Source organism: Pasteurella dagmatis (assembly GCF_900186835.1).
GTDB classification, from domain to species: domain Bacteria; phylum Pseudomonadota; class Gammaproteobacteria; order Enterobacterales; family Pasteurellaceae; genus Pasteurella; species Pasteurella dagmatis.
In genome coordinates this window covers 268,655-291,477 of sequence record NZ_LT906448.1, presented here as the reverse complement: position 1 = coordinate 291,477, position 22,823 = coordinate 268,655, and the positions used below count along the sequence as shown (strand labels likewise).

At 40.8% G+C, this 22,823-nt stretch carries 11 protein-coding genes, 2 tRNA genes, 3 rRNA genes and 1 CRISPR repeat array (1 of these 17 cut by a window edge); of the genes, 4 read left to right on the top strand and 12 right to left on the bottom strand.

All coding sequences use genetic code 11. From position 1 onward, the window contains the following. A CRISPR array of direct repeats spans positions 1-2,023; the repeat unit is 28 nt; unit sequence TTTCTAAGCTGCCTGTGCGGCAGTGAAC (it extends 107 nt beyond the left edge of the window). A 141-nt stretch (positions 2,024-2,164) separates the two neighbouring features. The 5 genes from cas6f to rlmKL form a co-directional block, all read right to left on the bottom strand. Then, positions 2,165-2,725 carry a type I-F CRISPR-associated endoribonuclease Cas6/Csy4 gene (gene cas6f, locus CKV78_RS01475; protein WP_005764757.1) on the bottom strand — a complete coding sequence of 187 codons (561 nt, stop codon included), beginning with the start codon at positions 2,723-2,725 and terminating at the stop codon, positions 2,165-2,167. A gap of 2 nt (positions 2,726-2,727) precedes the next feature. Then, positions 2,728-3,732 (bottom strand): type I-F CRISPR-associated protein Csy3, encoded by a 1,005-nt coding sequence (gene csy3 / locus CKV78_RS01470; protein WP_005764758.1) that lies wholly within the window; start codon positions 3,730-3,732, stop codon positions 2,728-2,730. A 2-nt stretch (positions 3,733-3,734) separates the two neighbouring features. Next, a complete protein-coding gene (csy2, locus tag CKV78_RS01465) occupies positions 3,735-4,718 on the bottom strand; it encodes a type I-F CRISPR-associated protein Csy2 (protein WP_005764760.1) in 984 nt (327 codons plus the stop codon). A 9-nt stretch (positions 4,719-4,727) separates the two neighbouring features. Further along, positions 4,728-6,062 carry a type I-F CRISPR-associated protein Csy1 gene (gene csy1 / locus CKV78_RS01460; protein ID WP_005764761.1) on the bottom strand — a complete coding sequence of 445 codons (1,335 nt, stop codon included), beginning with the start codon at positions 6,060-6,062 and terminating at the stop codon, positions 4,728-4,730. 267 nt (positions 6,063-6,329) lie between these two features. Then, entirely contained in the window at positions 6,330-8,486 is a 2,157-nt protein-coding gene (rlmKL, locus tag CKV78_RS01455; RefSeq protein WP_005764763.1) for a bifunctional 23S rRNA (guanine(2069)-N(7))-methyltransferase RlmK/23S rRNA (guanine(2445)-N(2))-methyltransferase RlmL, read from the bottom strand. A 222-nt stretch (positions 8,487-8,708) separates the two neighbouring features. On the opposite strand from rlmKL, the gene CKV78_RS01450 reads away from it, so the two are divergent. Then, on the top strand, positions 8,709-10,082 hold the full coding sequence (locus CKV78_RS01450) for an SLC13 family permease (RefSeq protein ID WP_005764766.1): 1,374 nt from the start codon (positions 8,709-8,711) through the stop codon (positions 10,080-10,082). 71 nt (positions 10,083-10,153) lie between these two features. On the opposite strand, the gene metG is transcribed toward CKV78_RS01450, so the two are convergent. Then, positions 10,154-12,202 (bottom strand): methionine--tRNA ligase, encoded by a 2,049-nt coding sequence (gene metG / locus CKV78_RS01445; RefSeq protein WP_005764767.1) that lies wholly within the window; start codon positions 12,200-12,202, stop codon positions 10,154-10,156. A 176-nt stretch (positions 12,203-12,378) separates the two neighbouring features. Between metG and apbC the strand changes: the two genes are divergently transcribed. Next, complete coding sequence (gene apbC, locus CKV78_RS01440) at positions 12,379-13,491, top strand: iron-sulfur cluster carrier protein ApbC (RefSeq protein ID WP_005764768.1); 1,113 nt, start codon at positions 12,379-12,381, stop codon at positions 13,489-13,491. 203 nt (positions 13,492-13,694) lie between these two features. Here apbC and rrf read toward each other — a convergent pair. The 5 genes from rrf to CKV78_RS01410 all read right to left on the bottom strand — a co-directional run bounded on the left by rrf (position 13,695) and on the right by CKV78_RS01410 (position 18,931). Beyond that, a 5S ribosomal RNA gene (rrf, locus tag CKV78_RS01435) occupies positions 13,695-13,810 on the bottom strand. Between the two features lie 136 nt (positions 13,811-13,946). Beyond that, a 23S ribosomal RNA gene (locus CKV78_RS01430) occupies positions 13,947-16,842 on the bottom strand. A gap of 278 nt (positions 16,843-17,120) precedes the next feature. Then, positions 17,121-17,196: transfer RNA gene (locus tag CKV78_RS01420), tRNA-Ala, on the bottom strand. Positions 17,197-17,230: 34 nt separating this feature from the next. Continuing rightward, positions 17,231-17,307, bottom strand: a tRNA-Ile gene (locus CKV78_RS01415). Positions 17,308-17,389: 82 nt separating this feature from the next. After that, positions 17,390-18,931, bottom strand: a 16S ribosomal RNA gene (locus tag CKV78_RS01410). Together the 16S, 23S and 5S rRNA genes with 2 tRNA genes alongside form the textbook arrangement of a ribosomal RNA operon. Positions 18,932-19,317: 386 nt before the next feature. On the opposite strand from CKV78_RS01410, the gene CKV78_RS01405 reads away from it, so the two are divergent. Continuing rightward, on the top strand, positions 19,318-20,154 hold the full coding sequence (locus CKV78_RS01405) for a DUF5718 family protein (RefSeq protein ID WP_005765545.1): 837 nt from the start codon (positions 19,318-19,320) through the stop codon (positions 20,152-20,154). A 72-nt stretch (positions 20,155-20,226) separates the two neighbouring features. Here the strand turns inward: CKV78_RS01405 and birA are convergent, their stop codons facing one another. Next, positions 20,227-21,162, bottom strand: coding sequence for a bifunctional biotin--[acetyl-CoA-carboxylase] ligase/biotin operon repressor BirA (gene birA, locus CKV78_RS01400; RefSeq protein ID WP_032855698.1), 936 nt, complete (start codon positions 21,160-21,162; stop codon positions 20,227-20,229). Positions 21,163-21,329: 167 nt separating this feature from the next. Between birA and guaB the strand changes: the two genes are divergently transcribed. Then, positions 21,330-22,793, top strand: coding sequence for an IMP dehydrogenase (gene guaB, locus CKV78_RS01395; RefSeq protein ID WP_032855697.1), 1,464 nt, complete (start codon positions 21,330-21,332; stop codon positions 22,791-22,793). Positions 22,794-22,823: the final 30 nt, after the last annotated feature.

Sequence of the window (22,823 nt, the reverse complement as noted above, 5' to 3'; positions counted from 1 at the left end):
AGCTTCTTTCGTGTTTCTAAGCTGCCTGTGCGGCAGTGAACGATACATACACAAGACTGATATATCCGGATTGTTTCTAAGCTGCCTGTGCGGCAGTGAACCCGTATGTTAACGCGTTCCAACGCGGCAAGCTTTTCTAAGCTGCCTGTGCGGCAGTGAACGTGTGGGTTTGGAAAATTTGCGATGCGTATATTTTCTAAGCTGCCTGTGCGGCAGTGAACGTATATCGCCCGATGCTCAACAAAATGGCGTATTTCTAAGCTGCCTGTGCGGCAGTGAACTAAGTTATTATACGGGGGTCAAAGATGAGAAATTTCTAAGCTGCCTGTGCGGCAGTGAACGTGAGGTTTACACAGAGATCCCTCGTAAAAACTTTCTAAGCTGCATGTGCGGCAGTGAACAGTCATTTATCACCCCGCATTTAACTGCTCACTTTCTAAGCTGCCTGTGCGGCAGTGAACAAGGGTCTATTCAAGAGTTATCAAACGTTAAATTTCTAAGCTGCCTGTGCGGCAGTGAACAAGCACCACAAGCACAACCACAATCAGAACAATTTCTAAGCTGCCTGTGCGGCAGTGAACTTATTGAATCCGCTAGTGTTAATTGTTAAAGTTTTTCTAAGCTGCCTGTGCGGCAGTGAACATCCGTTTTTTTACACATTAGTCGCGCTGGACTTTCTAAGCTGCCTGTGCGGCAGTGAACCAATTTTTACAACCGCGAAATTAAAATTTTGATTTCTAAGCTGCCTGTGCGGCAGTGAACAACAGTTCAATAAGCTGATCGGCGCGGTGCAATTTCTAAGCTGCCTGTGCGGCAGTGAACGGGATAAGCCCTTAAGTTCTACAAACTAAAAATTTCTAAGCTGCCTGTGCGGCAGTGAACTTTTATTTAATTCCCCTTTGTCCATCCAAAACTTTCTAAGCTGCCTGTGCGGCAGTGAACACAATCAGCGCCGCGGGTAGCCCACAGCAGCAATTTCTAAGCTGCCTGTGCGGCAGTGAACTCAAGGTGAACAAAAAGCAACTTTGAGATTGTTTTCTAAGCTGCCTGTGCGGCAGTGAACGGTGATATGTCAGACGGCATGATTCCACCTGATTTCTAAGCTGCCTGTGCGGCAGTGAACTTTGACTATTTGACAAGCAGCTTCATCGCTGCTTTCTAAGCTGCCTGTGCGGCAGTGAACAACTACGCTTAACTTCAAGCTGTTTATCTTCATTTCTAAGCTGCCTGTGCGGCAGTGAACTTTACCCCCTGAAGATTTCGTTTAAATCATTTTTTCTAAGCTGCCTGTGCGGCAGTGAACAATAAAAAAGTGTTGACCTTTAATTATTATATTTTCTAAGCTGCCTGTGCGGCAGTGAACTCATTCAACACTTAAGAGAACTGTCTCACGCATTTCTAAGCTGCCTGTGCGGCAGTGAACCGAACGCTTTACAACCATTGCGCAACATCACCTTTCTAAGCTGCCTGTGCGGCAGTGAACCTCTCCACTTTCCCAATAAGCCCAAGATCGCTTTTCTAAGCTGCCTGTGCGGCAGTGAACTATTAATCTAATCTATTATGAGGTGCTATTATTTTCTAAGCTGCCTGTGCGGCAGTGAACATAAAAATCGGCGCGGGCGTCGGTGGTATCGTTTTCTAAGCTGCCTGTGCGGCAGTGAACACTTTATTGTGCTTGAGCAAATATAATATTTTTTTCTAAGCTGCCTGTGCGGCAGTGAACAGTGTTTTGTGAGGTTTGTTCTAAAACAAAAATTTCTAAGCTGCCTGTGCGGCAGTGAACGGTTTAGTTAGCATTTGCGCAATTCCACCAGCTTTCTAAGCTGCCTGTGCGGCAGTGAACTTGTCTCTTGTTTTATAAATCAGATTCAAAATTTTCTAAGCTGCCTGTGCGGCAGTGAACGCTTCAATTCTAGCAAAATGGACGCGATTCGCTTTCTAAGCTGCCTGTGCGGCAGTGAACTTGAACTCTATAAAAGTTTTGATGGAGCGAACTTTCTAAGCTGCCTGTGCGGCAGTGAACTATGTTAGTGTAACGAAAATAAGTTTATTCTTCAAATTGTTAAAGAACATTTTGGTTTATCACCCTTTTTACAAGAATATTTATAACCCTTTGATCTTATTTGATAAAAATTTCAATAAGAAAAAAGGGTTATAAACTCATTTAGAAATGAGGTACTGTTGCTATTTTACTTAAACCATAACTACCAAACTGGCCCTCGCAAGCTTTTAACATTTTTCGTTCTTTCACTGCTAAGATAAAACGTTGGCTTGTGCTTGCACTTTTTAAGTGAATATGAGGAAAAAAGGCTGTACTTTGATGACGATTCTGCATTTCCTCTCGAATACCCTCATTCCATTTATTAATGCTTTTGAGAAATGCTTCTGTGCGTCGGATGCAACTTTGTCCTTTACGATGAACACGACTATAACAACGATGCTCAGTGCTAGTTGGAGTTACTTTGACCTGACTAATCAAAGCATAATCCTCTAGTCCACTTTGCAATAATTGCTGATATAACGCATTGCAATCTGCTTCATTCCCAAATGCGCGTAAGATACCGCCAAGTGTTCTGCCTAAACCATAAGCAGGAAATGCGATACCTATTCTGCCCTCAAAGTGCGGTAAGAATTTATGCAAAGTTTGCATGCAATGCCCCACGACTTCACTTTGCAGCATATCCATTTGAGGAATCGCTTTCAGTTCAATGTAATGGGTTGTCATAATTATTCCTTACCACTAGCGCCAAAGACACCACCGCGAATTAATATACTCATAATATAATGTTGTTGTTCCACTGGGGGGACTTCATCTTTTAAGAGCCAATTATCAAATAAAGTATAAAAATCATTTTTTACTTTTGGCTGACGGAATGCTGTACCTAATGTAGTCACTGCACCATAAGGCTCAGCCGCAATTGGGAATGCGACCTCATCGGCATACCACGTATCAATGGTACGAATTGCATTCCCCACTTTTTGTGAGTGCATACCTGCTTTTTGGTTGATTTCATATAGGACTTTACTTTTACGATTATTGCTAGAACTATCTAATACTAATTCTTGTGATGGATAGACTTCTTGACCATACCCCATATTGGCATAGGCTGTCACATATAAAATCACAAATTTTTCGCCTAATAAACCTTGTTTAATTTCTGACGCAATTTCATCAATTTTACTATCACTATAATCAAAGTGATTTAAAGAAAACTGTTTTGCATTATCAAAAGTTACTAATTTTTCACCGCACTTCACATCAATTTTGATCGTTTCCGCCCCCATACGGTTACGCCATAACCAACGCGCATTAGCAATATTCGCTGCATAACGTTTAGCGAGCTCATCTACCCCACTCTCATTCAAATATTGTTGTACTGTCTCCATTACTTTTTGTTGATAATCTTGCTCATTACATACATTTGGACGACCTGTGAAAGGTAATACTTTGATACTAAAAGTTGCGATTAAGGTATCTTTATCATTATCTAACGTCACTACATCAACACGTTGTAAGTTCGCTTTTTCTGTTTCTGCATCGAGTTTTGCTGGGTCATTGGTAATTGCATTTTTAAGGCGATTAGAAATAGTGCCTCGAACTGATTTTTCACGAATTCGTAATGCAATAGGCTCATCCTTGTCATTTTGACTATCTTTTTGCGTAAAAATCGCATCTGAAATATCAAGATTGCGTTCAAACGCTAATACACTTGGGGTAACTAATTTGCTCATTATTATTCTCCTTGTGAAATTAAATAAAGATTATTTTGTGGGGCGTTATAACGCCAAAAACATTGGGAAAGATCTTTCGGTAAGCTAAGAGGGAACACCCATTTTCCTAAACTATAAATTGTCTCTACATACTGGCTTGGGTACTGTTGTGTTCGACAATGTTGCACTTTGACCGCGTCAAACAAAGGTGAAATTGCTTGATAACCAACTGGAATCGGTACTAACCAACCTCTCCCTTTCTTAACACTGTATGTTTGCCAATCTGATGGACCTGCATTGATATGATTAGGAATATGATGCAATGTTGCCATTTCTAACAATGCATCAAGTGCTGTCGCTTCTGGTTGAGCTTTAATGAAAGATTGTTGCGCGTTACCATTTTCATCTAATTGTTCGACTCTTATCCCTGTTCTGAGTTCTTCTGTAATATTGACAAGATCTTGTTTTGCATCCATCAATACAAACGCAGGCATCAATGCTAAAGGAATGTCTTGATCTTCTTCTACCTTAAATAATTGACTATCACCAATCTCCAGCACTGAACCACCAGCGATTCTCTGTTTCCAAAGTAAATCTTTGCACTCTTGTAAAAAATCTTGCGCAATTTGGCTACCTGCATATTGAAGAGCACCAAATAATTCATCATTAGGGACACTTAATTCAACAACTAATGAAACATCTAAATGAATTTTTCCTTCTTCGATAATTGATGCTGTTTTCCCATCTCTTTTAATCGGATTGCGTGTTTGTTTAAAAGTGCGGTCCGAAAATGACGAACTTTGATAAGTTTGTAATTCATAATCGTGACACGCCACCATCACCCCACCAAACTGCACGTTATGGTGAGATAATTTACGATTAAGTGCGTGCATTGCACCTGTAAAGCCAGTTAAGGCTGGAAAGCCATAACTTAGAGGGCCTGAAATCGCATTCGCACTTTGTACTTTGATATGATCAAATAAAATATAGAAATCAGTCTGAAACATCTTCCCCTCCTATGGATGACGTAAGCGATAACGTAAGGTATTGCGAATATTTCTGCGCCATTCGTTGTATTCTGGATCAGCAAAATCGTCAGCAATTTTAGGGAACCGTTTCTGTAAACAACGATTTATCCACAAAGCAAAATGACGCTCAACTTCATCAACCCAATCGCCTTTTTCATACTCAACTCGGAACGCCTCTTCTTCCGGCAATAACGAACGTTTTGGATCAAGCCAATATTTCTCACACATTTCCAATTGATAGTCTTTAGACCAGCCCGCTTGCTGCTTTTGTAACGTGCTTGCGATACGTAATACGGACTGCAAAACAATGTTTAACGCTTCAATTCGGTTATCTCGCACCTCATACACATTTTTACGAGCCTCAACAACTTCAAATAATTGACGCAATCCATAACGACAAGCATAAACAAGGCGATCATTGAAAATAGTAGTTTGGGAAGTGGAAAGTTTAAAATAATGACTTGAAGTCATAATCGGTGGTAAAGACGGAAGGAGATAATTGCGACCACCTTGTGCAGACATTAACAGCGATATATTCTGTGGTTTGCTTCCACCAAGAGCGACTGTAGCAAGTTGATTGATAGAAACATAATGTGCTTGTTCTACTGTTTTTTTATTTCGATTTTCTCTCGCTTGTTTATTTTGCTCTGAATAGCGATTATTGTTCACTTTTTGGTAGAAGGCATAAGTAAGAGAGGAAGGATAAAGCGGAATTAAACAAGTATAATCATCATTTTCTATCGCATTCTCTCCATTAGCCCAAAGCAATTGCTTATTTCTCTCGTGAGTTTCAGGCTGTGTTAAATCACCCATTAATGCTTGTTGAAATTGTTTTTTATAACACTTTGATAACTCTAAATCATCGGCAAAACAACTGTCTAATCTTAGATCATCTGAAAGCAATAAATCTCGCAATTTAAGCTGTTTTTCTTCATCAACAATAAAATTGAAAAAAGAAGCAAGAGGAAGTGCGGCAGCATTACCATTCGCATCTAGCTCTAAGCTGCTTACACTTTGCGAACCTACATATTCAGGTGGGAGCAAATCATTTGATTGGAAATTGACATTATCTCCTTTCGTATCTGGATGAATCCCTTTCGAAATATGAGTACCAAATTTAAGTTGTTTAGCCATTACATTCGCGGCATTAGCTATCCAAGTATCAAATTGGTATTTCTGATCAAATTCTTGAATGATTTGAGTGAGATTTTCAATCTCGGCAGGATCTGTGGCTTTAGCGAGCTTTTTACGGTCGCCTTCAGATTTTTTGAGATTTTGCTCTTTAAGGAACAATGAAATTCTACTTTTTATAAAATGAGACATTATCTTATACCTCTTTTGTACTATTTCGATTAAATAATACCCAGATAAAACCAACAAGTCAACATTATATATAAAGAAAAAATAAAAATATAACGGATTTAAATAAAACTCTCTAACCTATATAAAAACTTAAAAACCGCCTATAATCGGCGGTGAAACTTTTAAGAAAATATAAAAACATAACTTTCTAAGCCACTTTTTCAGCGGTACAACTAGTGTACCGCACATTAAAAAAAAGACAATCTTATCAAATCTTACTTTTCAAATTTATTTCTCCAACGTCAATACCCAACAATTATGGATTTGTTTATTACGTTCAAAATCGAGCGGTAACGTTTTTGCGGAAATTTCGACCGCACTTAATCCCAATTCATTTAAACCGTCAAAGTCCATTTTGAAACCTCGTTTGTTGTTGGAGAAAACGATTGTGCCATTTGGGCGTAAAATGCGTTTTAAATTGGTCATTAGCTTGATGTGATCGCGTTGTACGTCCCAACTGTCTTCCATACGTTTTGAGTTAGAGAATGTTGGTGGATCAACGAAAATCAAATCAAATTGGCGATCACAACGTTCAAGCCATTGTAAACAGTCTGCTTGAATGAGTTTGTGCTGTTTGCCTTCTAAATCATTGAGCAATAAATTTTGTTCTGCCCAGTTTAAATAGGTGTTCGACATATCCACTGTAGTTGTGGATTTTGCACCGCCTAATGCAGCGTGAACAGTCGCCGAGCCTGTGTAAGCAAACAGGTTTAAGAAGTCTTTTCCTTTTGCCATTTCACCAAGCATTTTGCGGGTTAAACGGTGATCGAGGAACAAACCTGTATCCAAATAATCGGTTAAGTTCACCCATAATTTGGCACCATACTCATTCACATAGAAATATTCGCCTTTATTGGCTAATTTTTCATATTGATTGGTACCTTTTTGTTTTTGACGGACTTTTAAAATCAGTTTATTGGTTTCTACGCCAGTCACTTGTAAAGTTGCAGTAACTGCATCTAATAAACGTTGGCGCGCTTTGTTTTCATCAATATTTTTTGGTGCGGCATATTCTTGCACGACGATATGATCGTCATAACGATCCACCGCTAAGTTATACTCAGGCAAATCTGCATCGTATAGACGATAAGCATTCAGACCTTGTTGTTTCGCCCATTTTTCGACTTTTTTGATATTTTTTTGCAGACGATTCGCAAAATCAACTGCCACAGGGGTTGCCGAAGTGCGGTCAAATTCTAACGTATTTTCTACCGCACTTTTTTGTAATTCAGAGGATGGGCGAACACTGATGCGATAATTTTTTTGAACACATTCTAGCGGACCATTTTTCGCTTTAAATTGACGGTGTGAACGCAAACGTAAGCAGTCTAATAATGCAGGTTCTGCACTAAATACTGACACATTCCAATCGGTAAATTGCTCTTTCAAACGCTGACCGAACACAGAATATAAGGCAATTAATGCCGGCGTTGTACCTAAACGCTCACCATAAGGCGGGTTACAAATCACTGTGCCTTTTTCTTCAGCAAATGGATTTTTTAATCCTGCCACATCGCCTTGTTGCCATTGGATTAAATGAGCTACACCAGCATTTTGTGCATTGCGTTTTGCTTTTTGCAATACTCGATGGTCTAAATCAAAGCCATAAAAATTCGCTTTATGTTCTCTGTTAAATTCTTGTTCTGCTAATGCGACTGCTTCGCCTTTGACTTTATCCCACGCACTTTGATTATGCCCTTTCCAAAAATCAAAGCCCCAATGTAAGCGGTGTAACTGCGGTGCTATTTTCGCTTGCATTTGTGCAGCTTCAATTAACAATGTCCCCGAACCACACATCGGGTCAACTAACGGCGTGCCAACTTCCCAACCTGATCGTAACACAATCGCAGCCGCTAATGTTTCACGCAAAGGCGCTTTGCCGGTATCTTCACGATAGCCACGCATATGCAATGCTTCACCGCTTAAATCTAAAGAGATCACCAATTCTTCACGATTTAAGTAAGTGTGAATACGAATATCTGGATAATCTTTATCCACGTTAGGACGTGCTTTACCTGTGCGTTCAAAATAATCCACGATACCGTCTTTAACACGCATTGCACCAAACTGAGTATGGCGAATTTCTCTGTTTGTGCCGTTAAAATCTACCATAAAGCTGGCTTTTTCATCAAAATAATCCAACCAATTTTGGCTCACTACAGCTGAATATAAATCAAGGTCGCTATAAATTTTTGTATTTACAATTGGCAATAAAATGCGTGAAGCTAAACGTGTCCAAAGTAACACTCGATATTGAGTTTTTTCATCTGCACAAAAATGAACGCCACCTTGTGCAATTTGACATTCTGTCGCACCAAGCTCGGTTAATTCAACTTTTAATAATTCTTCAAAACCACGTGCAGTTGTGGCGAAAAGTGTTTTCATAGGCGATCTCTAATTGATAAAAATGGCGTGAATTATAGCAGATAATCTCACTTTTCGTGAATTTATTCCCCTCAGCATTCCATTGAACAAAAGACTTTTAACTTCATTTGAAGACAAAATCGTAAAAACTTCTCAAAAGTGTGAAGTTGAGCAAAAAAAAACCATATCACAAATGTTAATTCTTTGTTAAATTGACAAAGATTTTCTAGCTAAGGAGATTTTATGATCAAAAATATTCGGGGCTTTGCAATTTTAGCATTTAGCATCATTGTTTTTTTTGTCTTACTACAAGTCCTTCCGTTTTCAGCAAAGGAAAATAAAGGCTTAGCGTTATTAGTCTTTGTCGCAATTTTGTGGCTAACAGAAGCATTCCACATCACAATCACATCATTAATGGTACCACTTTTCGCCATATTCCTAGGAGTACTTTCCACAGAAGCCGCTTTTACGCCATTTGCCAAACCAATTATTTTTATGTTCTTTGGGGGGTTTGTTATTGCTGCAGTATTACGAATTCAAAAAATCGACCTTTGGATCGCCGGTCATATTATTCGTTTTGCCAAAGGTAGTTTAAAAATGACAATCGTGTATTTATTTACTGTGACTGCATTTTTATCAATGTTCATCAATAATACAGCAGTAGCTGCAATGATGTTACCACTTACAATGGGCATTTTAAGCCAAGTTGATCCTGAAAAAAATCGACCGCTCTATGTCTTTGTACTACTTGGGATTGCATTTAGTGCTAGCATCGGAGGAATTGCTACCCTTGTAGGTAGTACACCAAATGCATTACTTGCGTTATTAACCAATATCACATTCAGTGACTGGCTACCTTATGGTATGCCAGTAATGATGTTATTAATGCCTGCAATGATCTTATCAATGTTTTTGATTTTACGTCCGAATTTTAACGTGCCATTTAAAGCGGAGATTGAAGACATTTCACTCAATGGTATCCGTTTATTCACTTTAGTGGTTTTCATCCTCACCGCAATTTTACTTATCGCAAGTAAATTTATTGAACCCTATGTACGTGAATTTTTAGCGCTCCCAGCCGAAATTAAAAACTTCGATACTGTAATTGCAATGACTTCCGTTGTCATAATGAGTATCAGTGGTGCGGCGACTTGGAAACAAATTCAAGAAAAAACAGAGTGGGGGGTATTAATGCTCTTTGGAGGAGGATTAGTGTTAAGTATTGTGTTACAAAATACCGGTGCAAGCAAAATCCTAGCTGATACCATTGTGGCATCTGTTGGCGATAAACACTGGTTATTTATGACAATCGTGTTGACCGCATTTATTGTGTTCCTAACCGAATTTACCTCAAATACCGCAAGTGCAGCGTTGCTAATGCCGATCTTTATTTCTGTGGCAACTTCACTTAACTTGCCAATCTTATCGCTTGCGGCAATTATCGCAACAGGGGCATCTTGTGCCTTTATGTTACCCATTGCGACACCGCCAAATGCGATTGTGTTCTCGACTGGCTTTATCCGTCAATCCGAAATGGCAAAAGTGGGCTTATTGTTAAATATTATTTGTATTGCAATTATCGGTTCACTTTCTTACTTCTTCTGGATGAACTGGTAATTCACCAAATAAAAAGAGCGGTCAAAATTTTGCATTTTTTGACCGCTCTTTTTTATAGAAGAAAAATGAAATTATTTCACTTGCATACCTGGTTTTGCACCATCGTCAACGTCAAGTAAGAATAAATCGCTACCGCCTGTACCCGCACTTAAAATCATCCCTTCAGATAAACCGAATTTCATTTTGCGTGCTGCAAGGTTTGCAATCACGATAACAAAACGACCTTCAAGCTCTTCCGGTTTGTCGTAAGCAGCTTTAATACCAGAGAATACTTGACGAGTATGGTCGCCCAAGTCTAATTCAAAACGTAATAATTTATTTGCTTCTGGTACAGCTTCACATTTAATCACTTTTGCTACACGTAAATCTAATTTCGCAAAATCATCGATCGTGATCGTTTCTGCAATAGGTTCAACTTGGCTTACTGGCTCTGCTTTTGCCGAGTTCTTTTGATCTAATGCTTGCTGTGCTGCAAATTGTTCTTTCGTTTCGTTCACAATAGCCTCTATGTGTTTTGGTTCTAAACGTTGTGCCAATGCTTTGAATGGTAAAATTTGATGATTTAATAATGGAGCGTTTAAGCTTTCCCAACTTAATTCATCTTGTAAAAATGCTTCCGCACGTTCGATAATTTGTGGAATCACGGGTTTCAAATAAATCGCTAACACTCGGAATAATTGTAATGCCATTGAGCAAATCGTTTGTAATTCAGCATCACGACCTTCCTCTTTCGCAATTACCCAAGGGGCTTTGTCATCGATATATTTGTTTGCTTTGTCCGCTAATAACATCACCTCACGCACAACTTTACCAAACTCACGCTCTTCATAATAGTTTGCAATTTGTGTTGATTTTTCTACAAACTCAGCTAACAACGCAGGATCAGCAATTTCTGCAGAAAGCTTTCCATCAAAACGTTTTGTAATAAAACCAGCACTACGGGAAGCCAAATTAACAAATTTATTCACAACATCTGCATTTAAACGTTGTACGAAATCCTCAAGATTTAAGTCTAAATCTTCAATGCGGTTATTTAATTTTGCAGCGTAGTAATAACGTAAATATTCCGGTGCTAAGTGGCGTAAATAAGTGGATGCTTGGATAAATGTACCACGAGATTTTGACATTTTCACGCCATTTACCGTGACATAACCATGCGCAAATACGTTAGTAGGTTTGCGTAAATCACAACCTTCTAACATAGCTGGCCAAAACAGGCTATGGAAATAAACGATGTCTTTACCGATAAAATGATAAAGCTCAGCTGTGCTGTCTTTTTTCCAGAAATCATCAAAATTTAGACCGCTCTTATCGCATAGGTTTTTAAACGATGCCATATAGCCAATCGGGGCATCTAACCAAACATAGAAATATTTGTCTTCAGTATCTGGAATTTTGAAACCAAAATAAGGCGCATCACGTGAAATGTCCCATTGTTGCAAGCCAGATTCAAACCATTCTTGCATCTTATTAGCAATTTCAGGTTGTAATGAACCCGATTTGATCCATTCTTTCAACATGCCTTCAAATGCAGGTAAATCAAAGAAGAAGTGTTCTGAATCTTTTAAAACAGGCGTAGCACCAGATACCACAGAACGTGGATTGATCAATTCTGTTGGGCTATAAGTCGAAGAGCAAACCTCACAATTATCACCATATTGATCTTCTGCCTTACATTTAGGGCAAGTACCTTTCACGAAACGATCTGGTAAGAACATCCCTTTTTCAGGATCGAATAATTGTGAAATTGTACGGCTTTTAATGAAACCATTCGCACGTAATTTTTTATACATTTCTGCCGTTAATGCCTCATTTTCAGGGCTGTGCGTTGAATGGTAATTGTTGTAACTAATATTGAAACCTTCAAAATCTGCAACATGATCTGCTTTTGATTTTGCGATCAATTCTTCCGGTGTAATCCCTAATTTATCCGCATTAAGCATAATTGGAGTGCCGTGTGCATCATCTGCACAAATAAAATACACATTGTGCCCACGCATACGTTGGAAACGCACCCAAATATCTGCTTGGATATGCTCAAGTAAATGCCCTAAATGAATTGCGCCATTTGCATAAGGTAAGGCGCAAGTAACTAAAATATTTCGTGCCAAACTTGCCATTGATTATTCCTACTTTTCATCAAAAAATTGGCGTTTATGTTACCTTATCAGCAGTATTTTTTCCAGTTTAACCGCACTTTTCCACTTTTCTGCTTAACAGTTGCAAAGGTTCGTGGTTAAATATTGTTGAGTGATTAACTAGGGCTTTTTAGCCATACAATAACAGGATAAAATCAATGGGAATTTTGTTTTCAGATAGTTTAAATGATAGTCAAAAAGAGACTATTCAAAATATATTTAAACAATTTCAACATCCAAGCTTACAAAAAGATTTAGTCGCCTTAAACACTATCAAAAAAATTGAAAAAGGCGGCAATACATTACGTATCGAAATTCAAATGCCATTTGCGTGGAATACTGGATTTGAGCAACTTAAATCAGCACTGACAGAATCATTACTTAAAGCAAGCGAAAGCCAAGAAATTAAATGGCAATTAAATTATCAGATTGCAACATTAAAACGTGCGAATAATCACCCTGCTGTCAAAGGTGTGAAGAATATTGTTGCAGTGACTTCAGGTAAAGGTGGTGTTGGAAAATCAACCGTCTCTGTAAACTTAGCAATTGCACTGCAAAAACAAGGTGCTCGAGTCGGTATTTTAGATGCCGATATTTATGGTCCATCAATTCCGCATATGTTAGGCGTTTCAGATCAGCGTCCAACCTCACCAGATAACAAACATATCACACCAATCCAAGCACATGGCTTATTTGCTAACTCCATTGGTTTCTTAATGGAGGCGGACAGTGCAACAATTTGGCGTGGTCCAATGGCGAGTAGTGCATTAAGCCAATTACTACAAGAAACTTTATGGCCAGATTTAGATTATTTAGTGATTGATATGCCTCCTGGGACTGGAGATATCCAATTAACACTTTCACAGCAAATTCCAGTCACTGGAGCTGTTGTTGTCACGACACCGCAAGATATCGCATTGCTTGATGCAATCAAAGGTGTAGCAATGTTTGAGCGTGTATCTGTACCAGTACTCGGCATTATCGAAAATATGTCAATGCACATTTGTAGCAACTGCGGTCACCACGAAGCTATTTTTGGCACAGGTGGCGCAGAAAAAATTGCAGAAAAATACAATGTTAAAGTGTTAGGTCAACAACCATTACATATTCGCTTACGTGAAGATCTTGACAAAGGTACGCCAACTGTTGCAGTTGCGCCAGAAAGTGAAATTGCACAATCTTTTATCCAACTTGCAGAAAAAGTCGCAACAGAACTTTATTGGCAAGGTTCAGTGATCCCAAGTGAGATTATGTTTAAAGAAGTGAAGTAATAAAACTTTCTTAAAAAACACCGCACTTTGAGAGCACCAAGTGCGGTATTTTTTATGAGCTTTATTTATTCGTTTCTTTGTTTTTCTTTTATCTTACTTTTCTGTGACTTGCTTCTTGCTTTTGTTATTTTCTTCTTATTTTTCTTTCTCCCAAAAGAAAAGAAGCCTCAACTATCACTAGTTGAGGCTCTCTCTAAATCAAAACCTGGCGGTGACCTACTCTCACATGGGGAAACCCCACACTACCATCGGCGTAACAGCGTTTCACTTCTAAGTTCGGCATGGAATTAGGTGGGTCCACTGCACTATCGCCGCCAAGATATCCCGTTGATGTTATCTTATTGTCTTTGTTCTTTAATTCGAAACAAGCTGTCTAATGAGTCTTTCCAATTTTCGTCTGCGTTATTGCTTTGCTTAGCGTCTCTCACCTACACCCAAAAACACTTGAGCGTTGTATGGTTAAGCCTCTCGGGCAATTAGTACTGGTTAGCTCAATGTATCACTACACTTACACACCCAGCCTATCTACGTCGTAGTCTCCAACAACCCTTACTGACTTTAAGTCAGGGATGACTCATCTCTTGGCAAGTTTCGTGCTTAGATGCTTTCAGCACTTATCTCTTCCGCATTTAGCTACCCAGCAATGCCTCTGGCGAGACAACTGGCACACCAGTGATGCGTCCACTCCGGTCCTCTCGTACTAGGAGCAGCCCCAATCAATCATCCAACGCCCACGGCAGATAGGGACCGAACTGTCTCACGACGTTCTAAACCCAGCTCGCGTACCACTTTAAATGGCGAACAGCCATACCCTTGGGACCTACTTCAGCCCCAGGATGTGATGAGCCGACATCGAGGTGCCAAACACCGCCGTCGATATGAACTCTTGGGCGGTATCAGCCTGTTATCCCCGGAGTACCTTTTATCCGTTGAGCGATGGCCCTTCCATTCAGAACCACCGGATCACTATGACCTGCTTTCGCACCTGCTCGACTTGTCTGTCTCGCAGTTAAGCTTGCTTCTACCATTGCACTAACCTGACGATGTCCGACCGTCATTAGCAAACCTTCGTGCTCCTCCGTTACGCTTTGGGAGGAGACCGCCCCAGTCAAACTACCCACCAGACACTGTCCGAGACCACGTTCCGCAGTCTTCGTTAGAACATCAAACGTTAAAGGGTGGTATTTCAAGGACGACTCCACAAGCACTGGCGTGCCTGCTTCTTAGTCTCCCACCTATCCTACACATCAAAATTCAATGTTCAGTGTCAAGCTATAGTAAAGGTTCACGGGGTCTTTCCGTCTAGCCGCGGGTACACCGCATCTTCACGGCGATTTCAATTTCACTGAGTCTCGGGTGGAGACAGCCTGGCCATCATTATGCCATTCGTGCAGGTCGGAACTTACCCGACAAGGAATTTCGCTACCTTAGGACCGTTATAGTTACGGCCGCCGTTTACTGGGGCTTCGATCAGGAGCTTCTCTTTCGATAACACCATCAATTAACCTTCCAGCACCGGGCAGGCATCACACCCTATACGTCCACTTTCGTGTTTGCAGAGTGCTGTGTTTTTAATAAACAGTTGCAGCCAGCTGGTATCTTCGACTTACTTCACCTTCGTCCGCAAGGGACTACAATTACGGTAAGCGCACCTTCTCCCGAAGTTACGGTGCTATTTTGCCTAGTTCCTTCACCCGAGTTCTCTCAAGCGCCTGAGTATTCTCTACCTGACCACCTGTGTCGGTTTTCAGTACGGTTTAGATAAACCTGAAGCTTAGTGGCTTTTCCTGGAAGCGTGGTATCAGTTACTTCAGTGCCGTAGCACCTCGTCATCAGCTCTCAGTGTTAAGAAGACCCGGATTTGCCTAAATCTTCCACCTACTACCTTAAACGACCATCCAACAGGTCGATAACCTAACCTTCTCCGTCCCCACATCGCAGTTTATCCAAGTACGGGAATATTAACCCGTTTCCCATCGACTACGCTTTTCAGCCTCGCCTTAGGGGCCGACTCACCCTGCCCCGATTAACGTTGGACAGGAACCCTTGGTCTTCCGGCGAACGAGTTTTTCACTCGTTTTATCGTTACTTATGTCAGCATTCGCACTTGTGATACGTCCAGCAAACCTCTCGATTCACCTTCATCCGCTTACACAACGCTCCCCTACCCAACAGATTTACATCTGATGCCGCAGCTTCGGTGCTATATTTTAGCCCCGTTACATCTTCCGCGCAGGCCGACTCGACTAGTGAGCTATTACGCTTTCTTTAAATGATGGCTGCTTCTAAGCCAACATCCTAGCTGTCTAAGCCTTCCCACTTCGTTTCCCACTTAATATAGACTTTGGGACCTTAGCTGGCGGTCTGGGTTGTTTCCCTCTCCACGACGAACGTTAGCACCCGCCGTGTGTCTCCTGAGTATCACTCTTCGGTATTCGCAGTTTGCATCGGGTTGGTAATCCGGGATGGACCCCTAGCCGAAACAGTGCTCTACCCCCGAAGGTGTCCGCTCAAGGCTCTACCTAAATAGATTTCGGGGAGAACCAGCTATCTCCCGGTTTGATTGGCCTTTCACCCCCAGCCACAAGTCATCCGCTAATTTTTCAACATTAGTCGGTTCGGTCCTCCAGTTAGTGTTACCCAACCTTCAACCTGCCCATGGCTAGATCACCGGGTTTCGGGTCTATACCTTGCAACTCAATCGCCCAGTTAAGACTCGGTTTCCCTTCGGCTCCCTTATTCAGTTAACCTCGCTACAAAATATAAGTCGCTGACCCATTATACAAAAGGTACGCAGTCACCCTTACAGGCTCCCACTGCTTGTACGTACAGGGTTTCAGGTTCTATTTCACTCCCCTCACCGGGGTTCTTTTCGCCTTTCCTTCACAGTACTGGTTCACTATCGGTCAATCAGGAGTATTTAGCCTTGGAGGATGGTCCCCCCATCTTCAAACAGGATTTCTCGTGTCCCGCCCTACTTATCGTAAGCTTAGTTCCACATAGGCATTGTCGAATACGGGGCTATCACCCTGTGCCGCCATCCTTCCCAGAATGTTCTTCTAATGCATTTGCTAAAACTTACTGGCTCTTCCGCTTTCGCTCGCCGCTACTCACAGAATCTCGGTTGATTTCTTTTCCTCGGGGTACTTAGATGTTTCAGTTCTCCCGGTTCGCCTCGTTACTCTATGAATTCAAGTAACGATAGTAGATTCTTCATCTACTGGGTTTCCCCATTCGGACATCTTGGATTAAACGCCTCTTATCGACTCATCCAAGCTTTTCGCAGATTAGCACGTCCTTCATCGCCTCTGATTGCCAAGGCATCCGCCCTGTACGCTTAGTCACTTAACCATACAACCTCAAGTATTTTTAGTAATACTTTACTATTTTCTACTTAACTGTTGTGTTTAAACGCTAATACTTGTATGCCTTTTTCATACAAGATTTTTCTACTCAGACTTTCTTTCGAAAATCTCTTCAGTTTTTCAGCTTGTTTCCAATTTTTTAAAGAACAATAAAGACAAGTTAAAATGGTTTTGCCATTTTTTCGCTCATCATTGCTAAGTACTTTTTTACTTTTTATCATTGGCATCTTAATAAACCAATGAAAAATACTTAGCAATGATGTTTGGTGGAGATAAGCGGGATCGAACCGCTGACCTCCTGCGTGCAAGGCAGGCGCTCTCCCAGCTGAGCTATATCCCCATTACCATTGCTCCTACGTCCTCACTCATATGAGTGGTGGGTCTGAGTGGACTTGAACCACCGACCTCACCCTTATCAGGGGTGCGCTCTAACCACCTGAGCTACAGACCCGTAGGATGAACTTCGTTCTCTCTATTTTTACACAACTTATCAAACAATCTGTGTGAACACTTGCAGTCGTTCCATTTTCGGTTAAGGAGGTGATCCAACCGCAGGTTCCCCTACGGTTACCTTGTTACGACTTCACCCCAGTCATGAATCATACCGTGGTAAACGCCCTCCCGAAGGTTAAGCTATCTACTTCTGGTACAACCCACTCCCATGGTGTGACGGGCGGTGTGTACAAGGCCCGGGAACGTATTCACCGCAACATTCTGATTTGCGATTACTAGCGATTCCGACTTCATGGAGTCGAGTTGCAGACTCCAATCCGGACTTAGATGCACTTTCTGAGATTCGCTCAACGTCGCCGTCTCGCCGCCCTCTGTATGCACCATTGTAGCACGTGTGTAGCCCTACTCGTAAGGGCCATGATGACTTGACGTCATCCCCACCTTCCTCCAGTTTGTCACTGGCAGTCTCCTTTGAGTTCCCGACCAAATCGCTGGCAACAAAGGATAAGGGTTGCGCTCGTTGCGGGACTTAACCCAACATTTCACAACACGAGCTGACGACAGCCATGCAGCACCTGTCTCAAAGTTCCCGAAGGCACAGCCATATCTCTACGGCCTTCTTTGGATGTCAAGAGTAGGTAAGGTTCTTCGCGTTGCATCGAATTAAACCACATGCTCCACCGCTTGTGCGGGCCCCCGTCAATTCATTTGAGTTTTAACCTTGCGGCCGTACTCCCCAGGCGGTCGATTTATCACGTTAGCTTCGGGCACCATGCATAAAGCACAATCCCCAAATCGACAGCGTTTACAGCGTGGACTACCAGGGTATCTAATCCTGTTTGCTCCCCACGCTTTCGCACATGAGCGTCAGTACATTCCCAAGGGGCTGCCTTCGCCTTCGGTATTCCTCCACATCTCTACGCATTTCACCGCTACACGTGGAATTCTACCCCTCCCTAAAGTACTCTAGACTCCCAGTCTGAAATGCAGTTCCCAAGTTAAGCTCGGGGATTTCACATCTCACTTAAAAGTCCGCCTGCGTGCCCTTTACGCCCAGTTATTCCGATTAACGCTCGCACCCTCCGTATTACCGCGGCTGCTGGCACGGAGTTAGCCGGTGCTTCTTCTGTAATTAACGTCAATGATATTATCTATTCAATAATACCCCTTCCTCATTACCGAAAGAACTTTACAACCCGAAGGCCTTCTTCATTCACGCGGCATGGCTGCGTCAGGGTTCCCCCCATTGCGCAATATTCCCCACTGCTGCCTCCCGTAGGAGTCTGGGCCGTGTCTCAGTCCCAGTGTGGCTGGTCATCCTCTCAGACCAGCTAGAGATCGTCGGCTTGGTAGGCCTTTACCCCACCAACTACCTAATCCCACTTGGGCTCATCTTATGGCAGGTGGCCCGAAGGTCCCACCCTTTCATCTCTCGATACTACGCGGTATTAGCTGCAGTTTCCCACAGTTATCCCCCTCCATAAGCCAGATTCCCAAGCATTACTCACCCGTCCGCCACTCGTCAGCAAAGAAAGCAAGCTTTCTTCCTGCTACCGTTCGACTTGCATGTGTTAAGCCTGCCGCCAGCGTTCAATCTGAGCCATGATCAAACTCTTCAATTCAAGTTCAATCGCTCAATAAACTGCTTAGCTAAAGTTTACATTCACTTCAAAAGTTTATGAATTTTCAGTTTAAGCACCTATTAAGACTTCAATAATTAAATTTTTTCAAAATGAAATCAATCAACAAGTGCCCACACAGATTGTCTGATATATTGTTAAAGAACAAAAAACAACGACGCGAGTGTATTTATTAATTCGTTTACAACGTCGCGTCGTTGTGTGCTGCGTATTATAGGCATTTCATCACCCTTTGCAACCCCTTTTTGCAATTTTTTTGTGTTTTTTTATTAAATGTTTATAAAGCAAGCAAAAACAGTTGTTTTAGCTTATATTTAATACTAAAGTAAAACGAAACTCACATTTAAGATGATATAAAGGAGCAGAGAATGGATTTTAAACATGCGATTGGCTTTGGTGTAGCTGGTAATTTCGCAGGCCATTTAGAGCAGGCGGGCGAAGCTGCCGATTTTATTACAGTAAAAACAGAAGAAGCAATTCAACCAAAAGCTATTTTCCCTTTCTATGTCCCTAGCCAAACTCTTAATCCTGAACATCAGTTCCTTTCTATTTTTCCGCTTAGTCACAATCAAATTCACTTTCCTGAACAAGGCGCTGATAATTTACAGATTGAACCTGAAATTGCATTAATTTGTGATATTGAATATTCTGATAAAAAAGTGACTGCGCTTATTCCACGGTTTTTTGGTGCTTATAATGACTGTTCTATTCGGCGCCCAAATGCCAAAAAAATTAGTGAGAAAAAAAACTGGGGGACAAACACAAAAGGACTTTCTGCCACACTATTACCATTAACGTCTTTTGATTTAGATTCAGAAATTGATCAATTCTATATTGCTTGCTTTCATAAACGTAATGAGACATTTAATGAATATGGCATTAATAGCCCTGCATTAGGTTATAGCTATTTCCATCATAAATTATTGAATTGGATTATCGATAAAATGAACACTCAGCCAGATTTAGGCCCGATGAATGATATTCCTGCCTTAATTGAAAAAGCGAACTATCCTAAACAAGCAGTGATCAGTATTGGTGCAACACGTTATACAGAATTTGGTGAGCGCAATTTTTTACAAGTCGGAGATGTAAGTATTGTTGTGGTTTATAATGCAAAACAATATTCTGCAGAAGATATTGCCGAAATGGCGAAAAAAGAGCAATTTCCAAATGACATTTCCGCTCTTATCCAAAAAGTGGTCTAGCTAATAGAGAAAAAGTGCGGTCAAAAAATTTAAAATTTTGACCGCACTTTCTACTTATAGAGATAAAATAAGCTATACTTTTCTTAGAGACACTTCCCCAGCATTAAAATATTGCACACCCTCTTTTGTAATCAATTGAATATAACCTCGTTCATCAATACCTTGTTCAATACCTGTGACTTTGTGCTTTTCACTCAATATATTTACTTCCTCTCCAAAATAAGCATCAATTTCCTCCCATTCTAGTCGGAATTTCTTATCAATCCCAACTTGCTCAAACTGCTGTAAACGCGCAAGTACATTTTGACTTAACGATACGATCAATTTGTTACGGTCAAAATTCGGCAACACTTCAATCAATTCTGCCCAAGGTTGAGTAATATTATTTTGTTGTTTAGGTAATGAAAGATTGATCCCTAATCCAATGACTAAATTATGTAAATTATTTGGACGATTCGCAATTTCTACCAAAATTCCTGCAAGCTTGCGTCCATTTAGCAATACATCATTTGGCCATTTTAGTTTAACATTCCTAACGCCTGTTCTTCTTAATGTATCAGCAATTGCCATTCCAACCACTAGACTTAAACCTTCTAAGTTAATTTGACGATCCAACGTCCAATATAAACTCATAATAACTTGCCCCGCAAAAGGTGATAGCCATTGTCTACCACGTCGCCCACGCCCAGCAGTTTGGTATTCAGATAAACAAATTGTACCTTTTTCTAAATAAGCAATGTTATCTAATAAGTATTGATTGGTTGAATTAACGATAGGTTTAATATGAACACTATAAGGTGCAAGCTCACGCGTTAAATAGGACTCATTCAATCTATCTAATTGTGGAATTAACTGAAAACCAACCGCACTTTCTTCTATCTGTATCCCTTGCTGTCGTAGCGCTTCAATTTGCTGCAGGATATCTTCTTTGGAATAAGGTAAAAGCGCAGTTAAATCTTCGAGAGAAAGTTGTGAGTAGGTTGCCAATAATAAGAGTAAATGTTGCATTAAATCCCTCTTTTTATAATCAAATGTTGTCTTTTTACCATAAGCATCTATTTTATGCAAAATCGATTAAAAACCCGTTTTCAAACCCTAATGAAATCTGTATAATGCGACCGCAATATTTTTTACCCTTTTTTCATTTAAACTATAACCTAAGAGAGAATATTGCAATGTTACGAGTAATAAAAGAGGCCTTGACCTTCGATGATGTACTTCTTGTACCAGCACATTCCACAGTGCTTCCAAATACAGCTGACCTTTCAACTCAACTCACAAAAACAATTCGCTTAAATATCCCAATGTTATCCGCTGCAATGGATACTGTCACAGAAGCAAAATTAGCAATATCTCTAGCCCAAGAAGGCGGTATTGGCTTTATTCACAAGAATATGTCAATTGAGCGCCAAGCAGATCGCGTGCGTAAAGTGAAGAAATTTGAAAGTGGTATTGTTTCAGATCCAGTTACTGTATCACCGACTCTATCCTTATCTGAGCTTGCCAACCTTGTGAAGAAAAATGGTTTTGCAAGTTTCCCTGTTGTTGATGAAAACAAAAACTTAGTAGGTATCATTACTGGTCGTGACACGCGTTTTGTGACAGACTTAAGCAAAACAGTTGCTGATTTTATGACCCCAAAAGATAGGTTAGTCACAGTTAAAAGAAATGCAAGCCGTGATGAAATTTTTGGTTTAATGCATACTCATCGCGTAGAAAAAGTGCTTGTTGTGAATGATGATTTCAAATTAAAAGGAATGATCACATTAAAAGACTACCAAAAATCCGAACAAAAACCGAATGCGTGTAAAGATGAATTTGGTCGTTTACGTGTTGGTGCTGCTGTTGGTGCGGGTCCAGGTAACGAAGAGCGTATCGATGCATTAGTAAAAGCTGGTGTCGATGTTTTATTAATCGACTCATCACACGGTCATTCTGAAGGCGTTTTACAACGCGTGCGTGAAACCCGTGCGAAATATCCAAACCTACCTATTATTGCAGGTAATATCGCAACTGCTGAAGGTGCAATTGCTTTAGCTGATGCAGGGGCAAGTGCGGTGAAAGTGGGGATTGGACCAGGTTCAATCTGTACCACTCGTATCGTAACAGGAGTGGGTGTACCACAAATTACAGCTATTGCTGATGCTGCCGAAGCTTTAAAAGATCGTGGTATCCCTGTTATTGCTGATGGTGGTATCCGTTTTTCAGGTGATATTTCAAAAGCAATTGCTGCTGGCGCATCTTGTGTGATGGTCGGTTCAATGTTTGCAGGTACTGAAGAGGCACCGGGTGAAATTGAGCTTTATCAAGGTCGTGCATTCAAATCTTATCGTGGAATGGGATCATTAGGTGCAATGAGCAAAGGCTCAAGTGACCGTTATTTCCAATCAGATAATGCCGCTGACAAATTAGTACCAGAAGGTATTGAAGGTCGTATCCCTTACAAAGGTTTCTTAAAAGAAATTATCCACCAACAAATGGGCGGGTTACGTTCTTGTATGGGCTTAACAGGTTGTGCAACGATCGAAGAATTACGTACTAAAGCACAATTCGTACGTATCAGTGGCGCAGGTATGAAAGAGAGCCATGTTCACGATGTAACGATTACAAAAGAAGCTCCTAACTATCGAATGGGGTAATAAGATTTATTTCAAAATAATGAATTAACA

Excerpts from the sequence above, each read along its gene's own strand:
- csy2 (WP_005764760.1), bottom strand. The coding sequence starts at position 4,718 with ATGTTTCAGACTGATTTCTATATTTTATTTGATCATATCAAAGTACAA.
- cas6f (WP_005764757.1), bottom strand. The coding sequence starts at position 2,725 with ATGACAACCCATTACATTGAACTGAAAGCGATTCCTCAAATGGATATG.
- metG (WP_005764767.1), bottom strand. The coding sequence starts at position 12,202 with ATGGCAAGTTTGGCACGAAATATTTTAGTTACTTGCGCCTTACCTTAT.
- CKV78_RS01405 (WP_005765545.1), top strand. The coding sequence starts at position 19,318 with ATGGATTTTAAACATGCGATTGGCTTTGGTGTAGCTGGTAATTTCGCA.
- apbC (WP_005764768.1), top strand. The coding sequence starts at position 12,379 with ATGGGAATTTTGTTTTCAGATAGTTTAAATGATAGTCAAAAAGAGACT.
- CKV78_RS01450 (WP_005764766.1), top strand. The coding sequence starts at position 8,709 with ATGATCAAAAATATTCGGGGCTTTGCAATTTTAGCATTTAGCATCATT.
- birA (WP_032855698.1), bottom strand. The coding sequence starts at position 21,162 with ATGCAACATTTACTCTTATTATTGGCAACCTACTCACAACTTTCTCTC.
- csy3 (WP_005764758.1), bottom strand. The coding sequence starts at position 3,732 with ATGAGCAAATTAGTTACCCCAAGTGTATTAGCGTTTGAACGCAATCTT.
- guaB (WP_032855697.1), top strand. The coding sequence starts at position 21,330 with ATGTTACGAGTAATAAAAGAGGCCTTGACCTTCGATGATGTACTTCTT.
- csy1 (WP_005764761.1), bottom strand. The coding sequence starts at position 6,062 with ATGTCTCATTTTATAAAAAGTAGAATTTCATTGTTCCTTAAAGAGCAA.
- rlmKL (WP_005764763.1), bottom strand. The coding sequence starts at position 8,486 with ATGAAAACACTTTTCGCCACAACTGCACGTGGTTTTGAAGAATTATTA.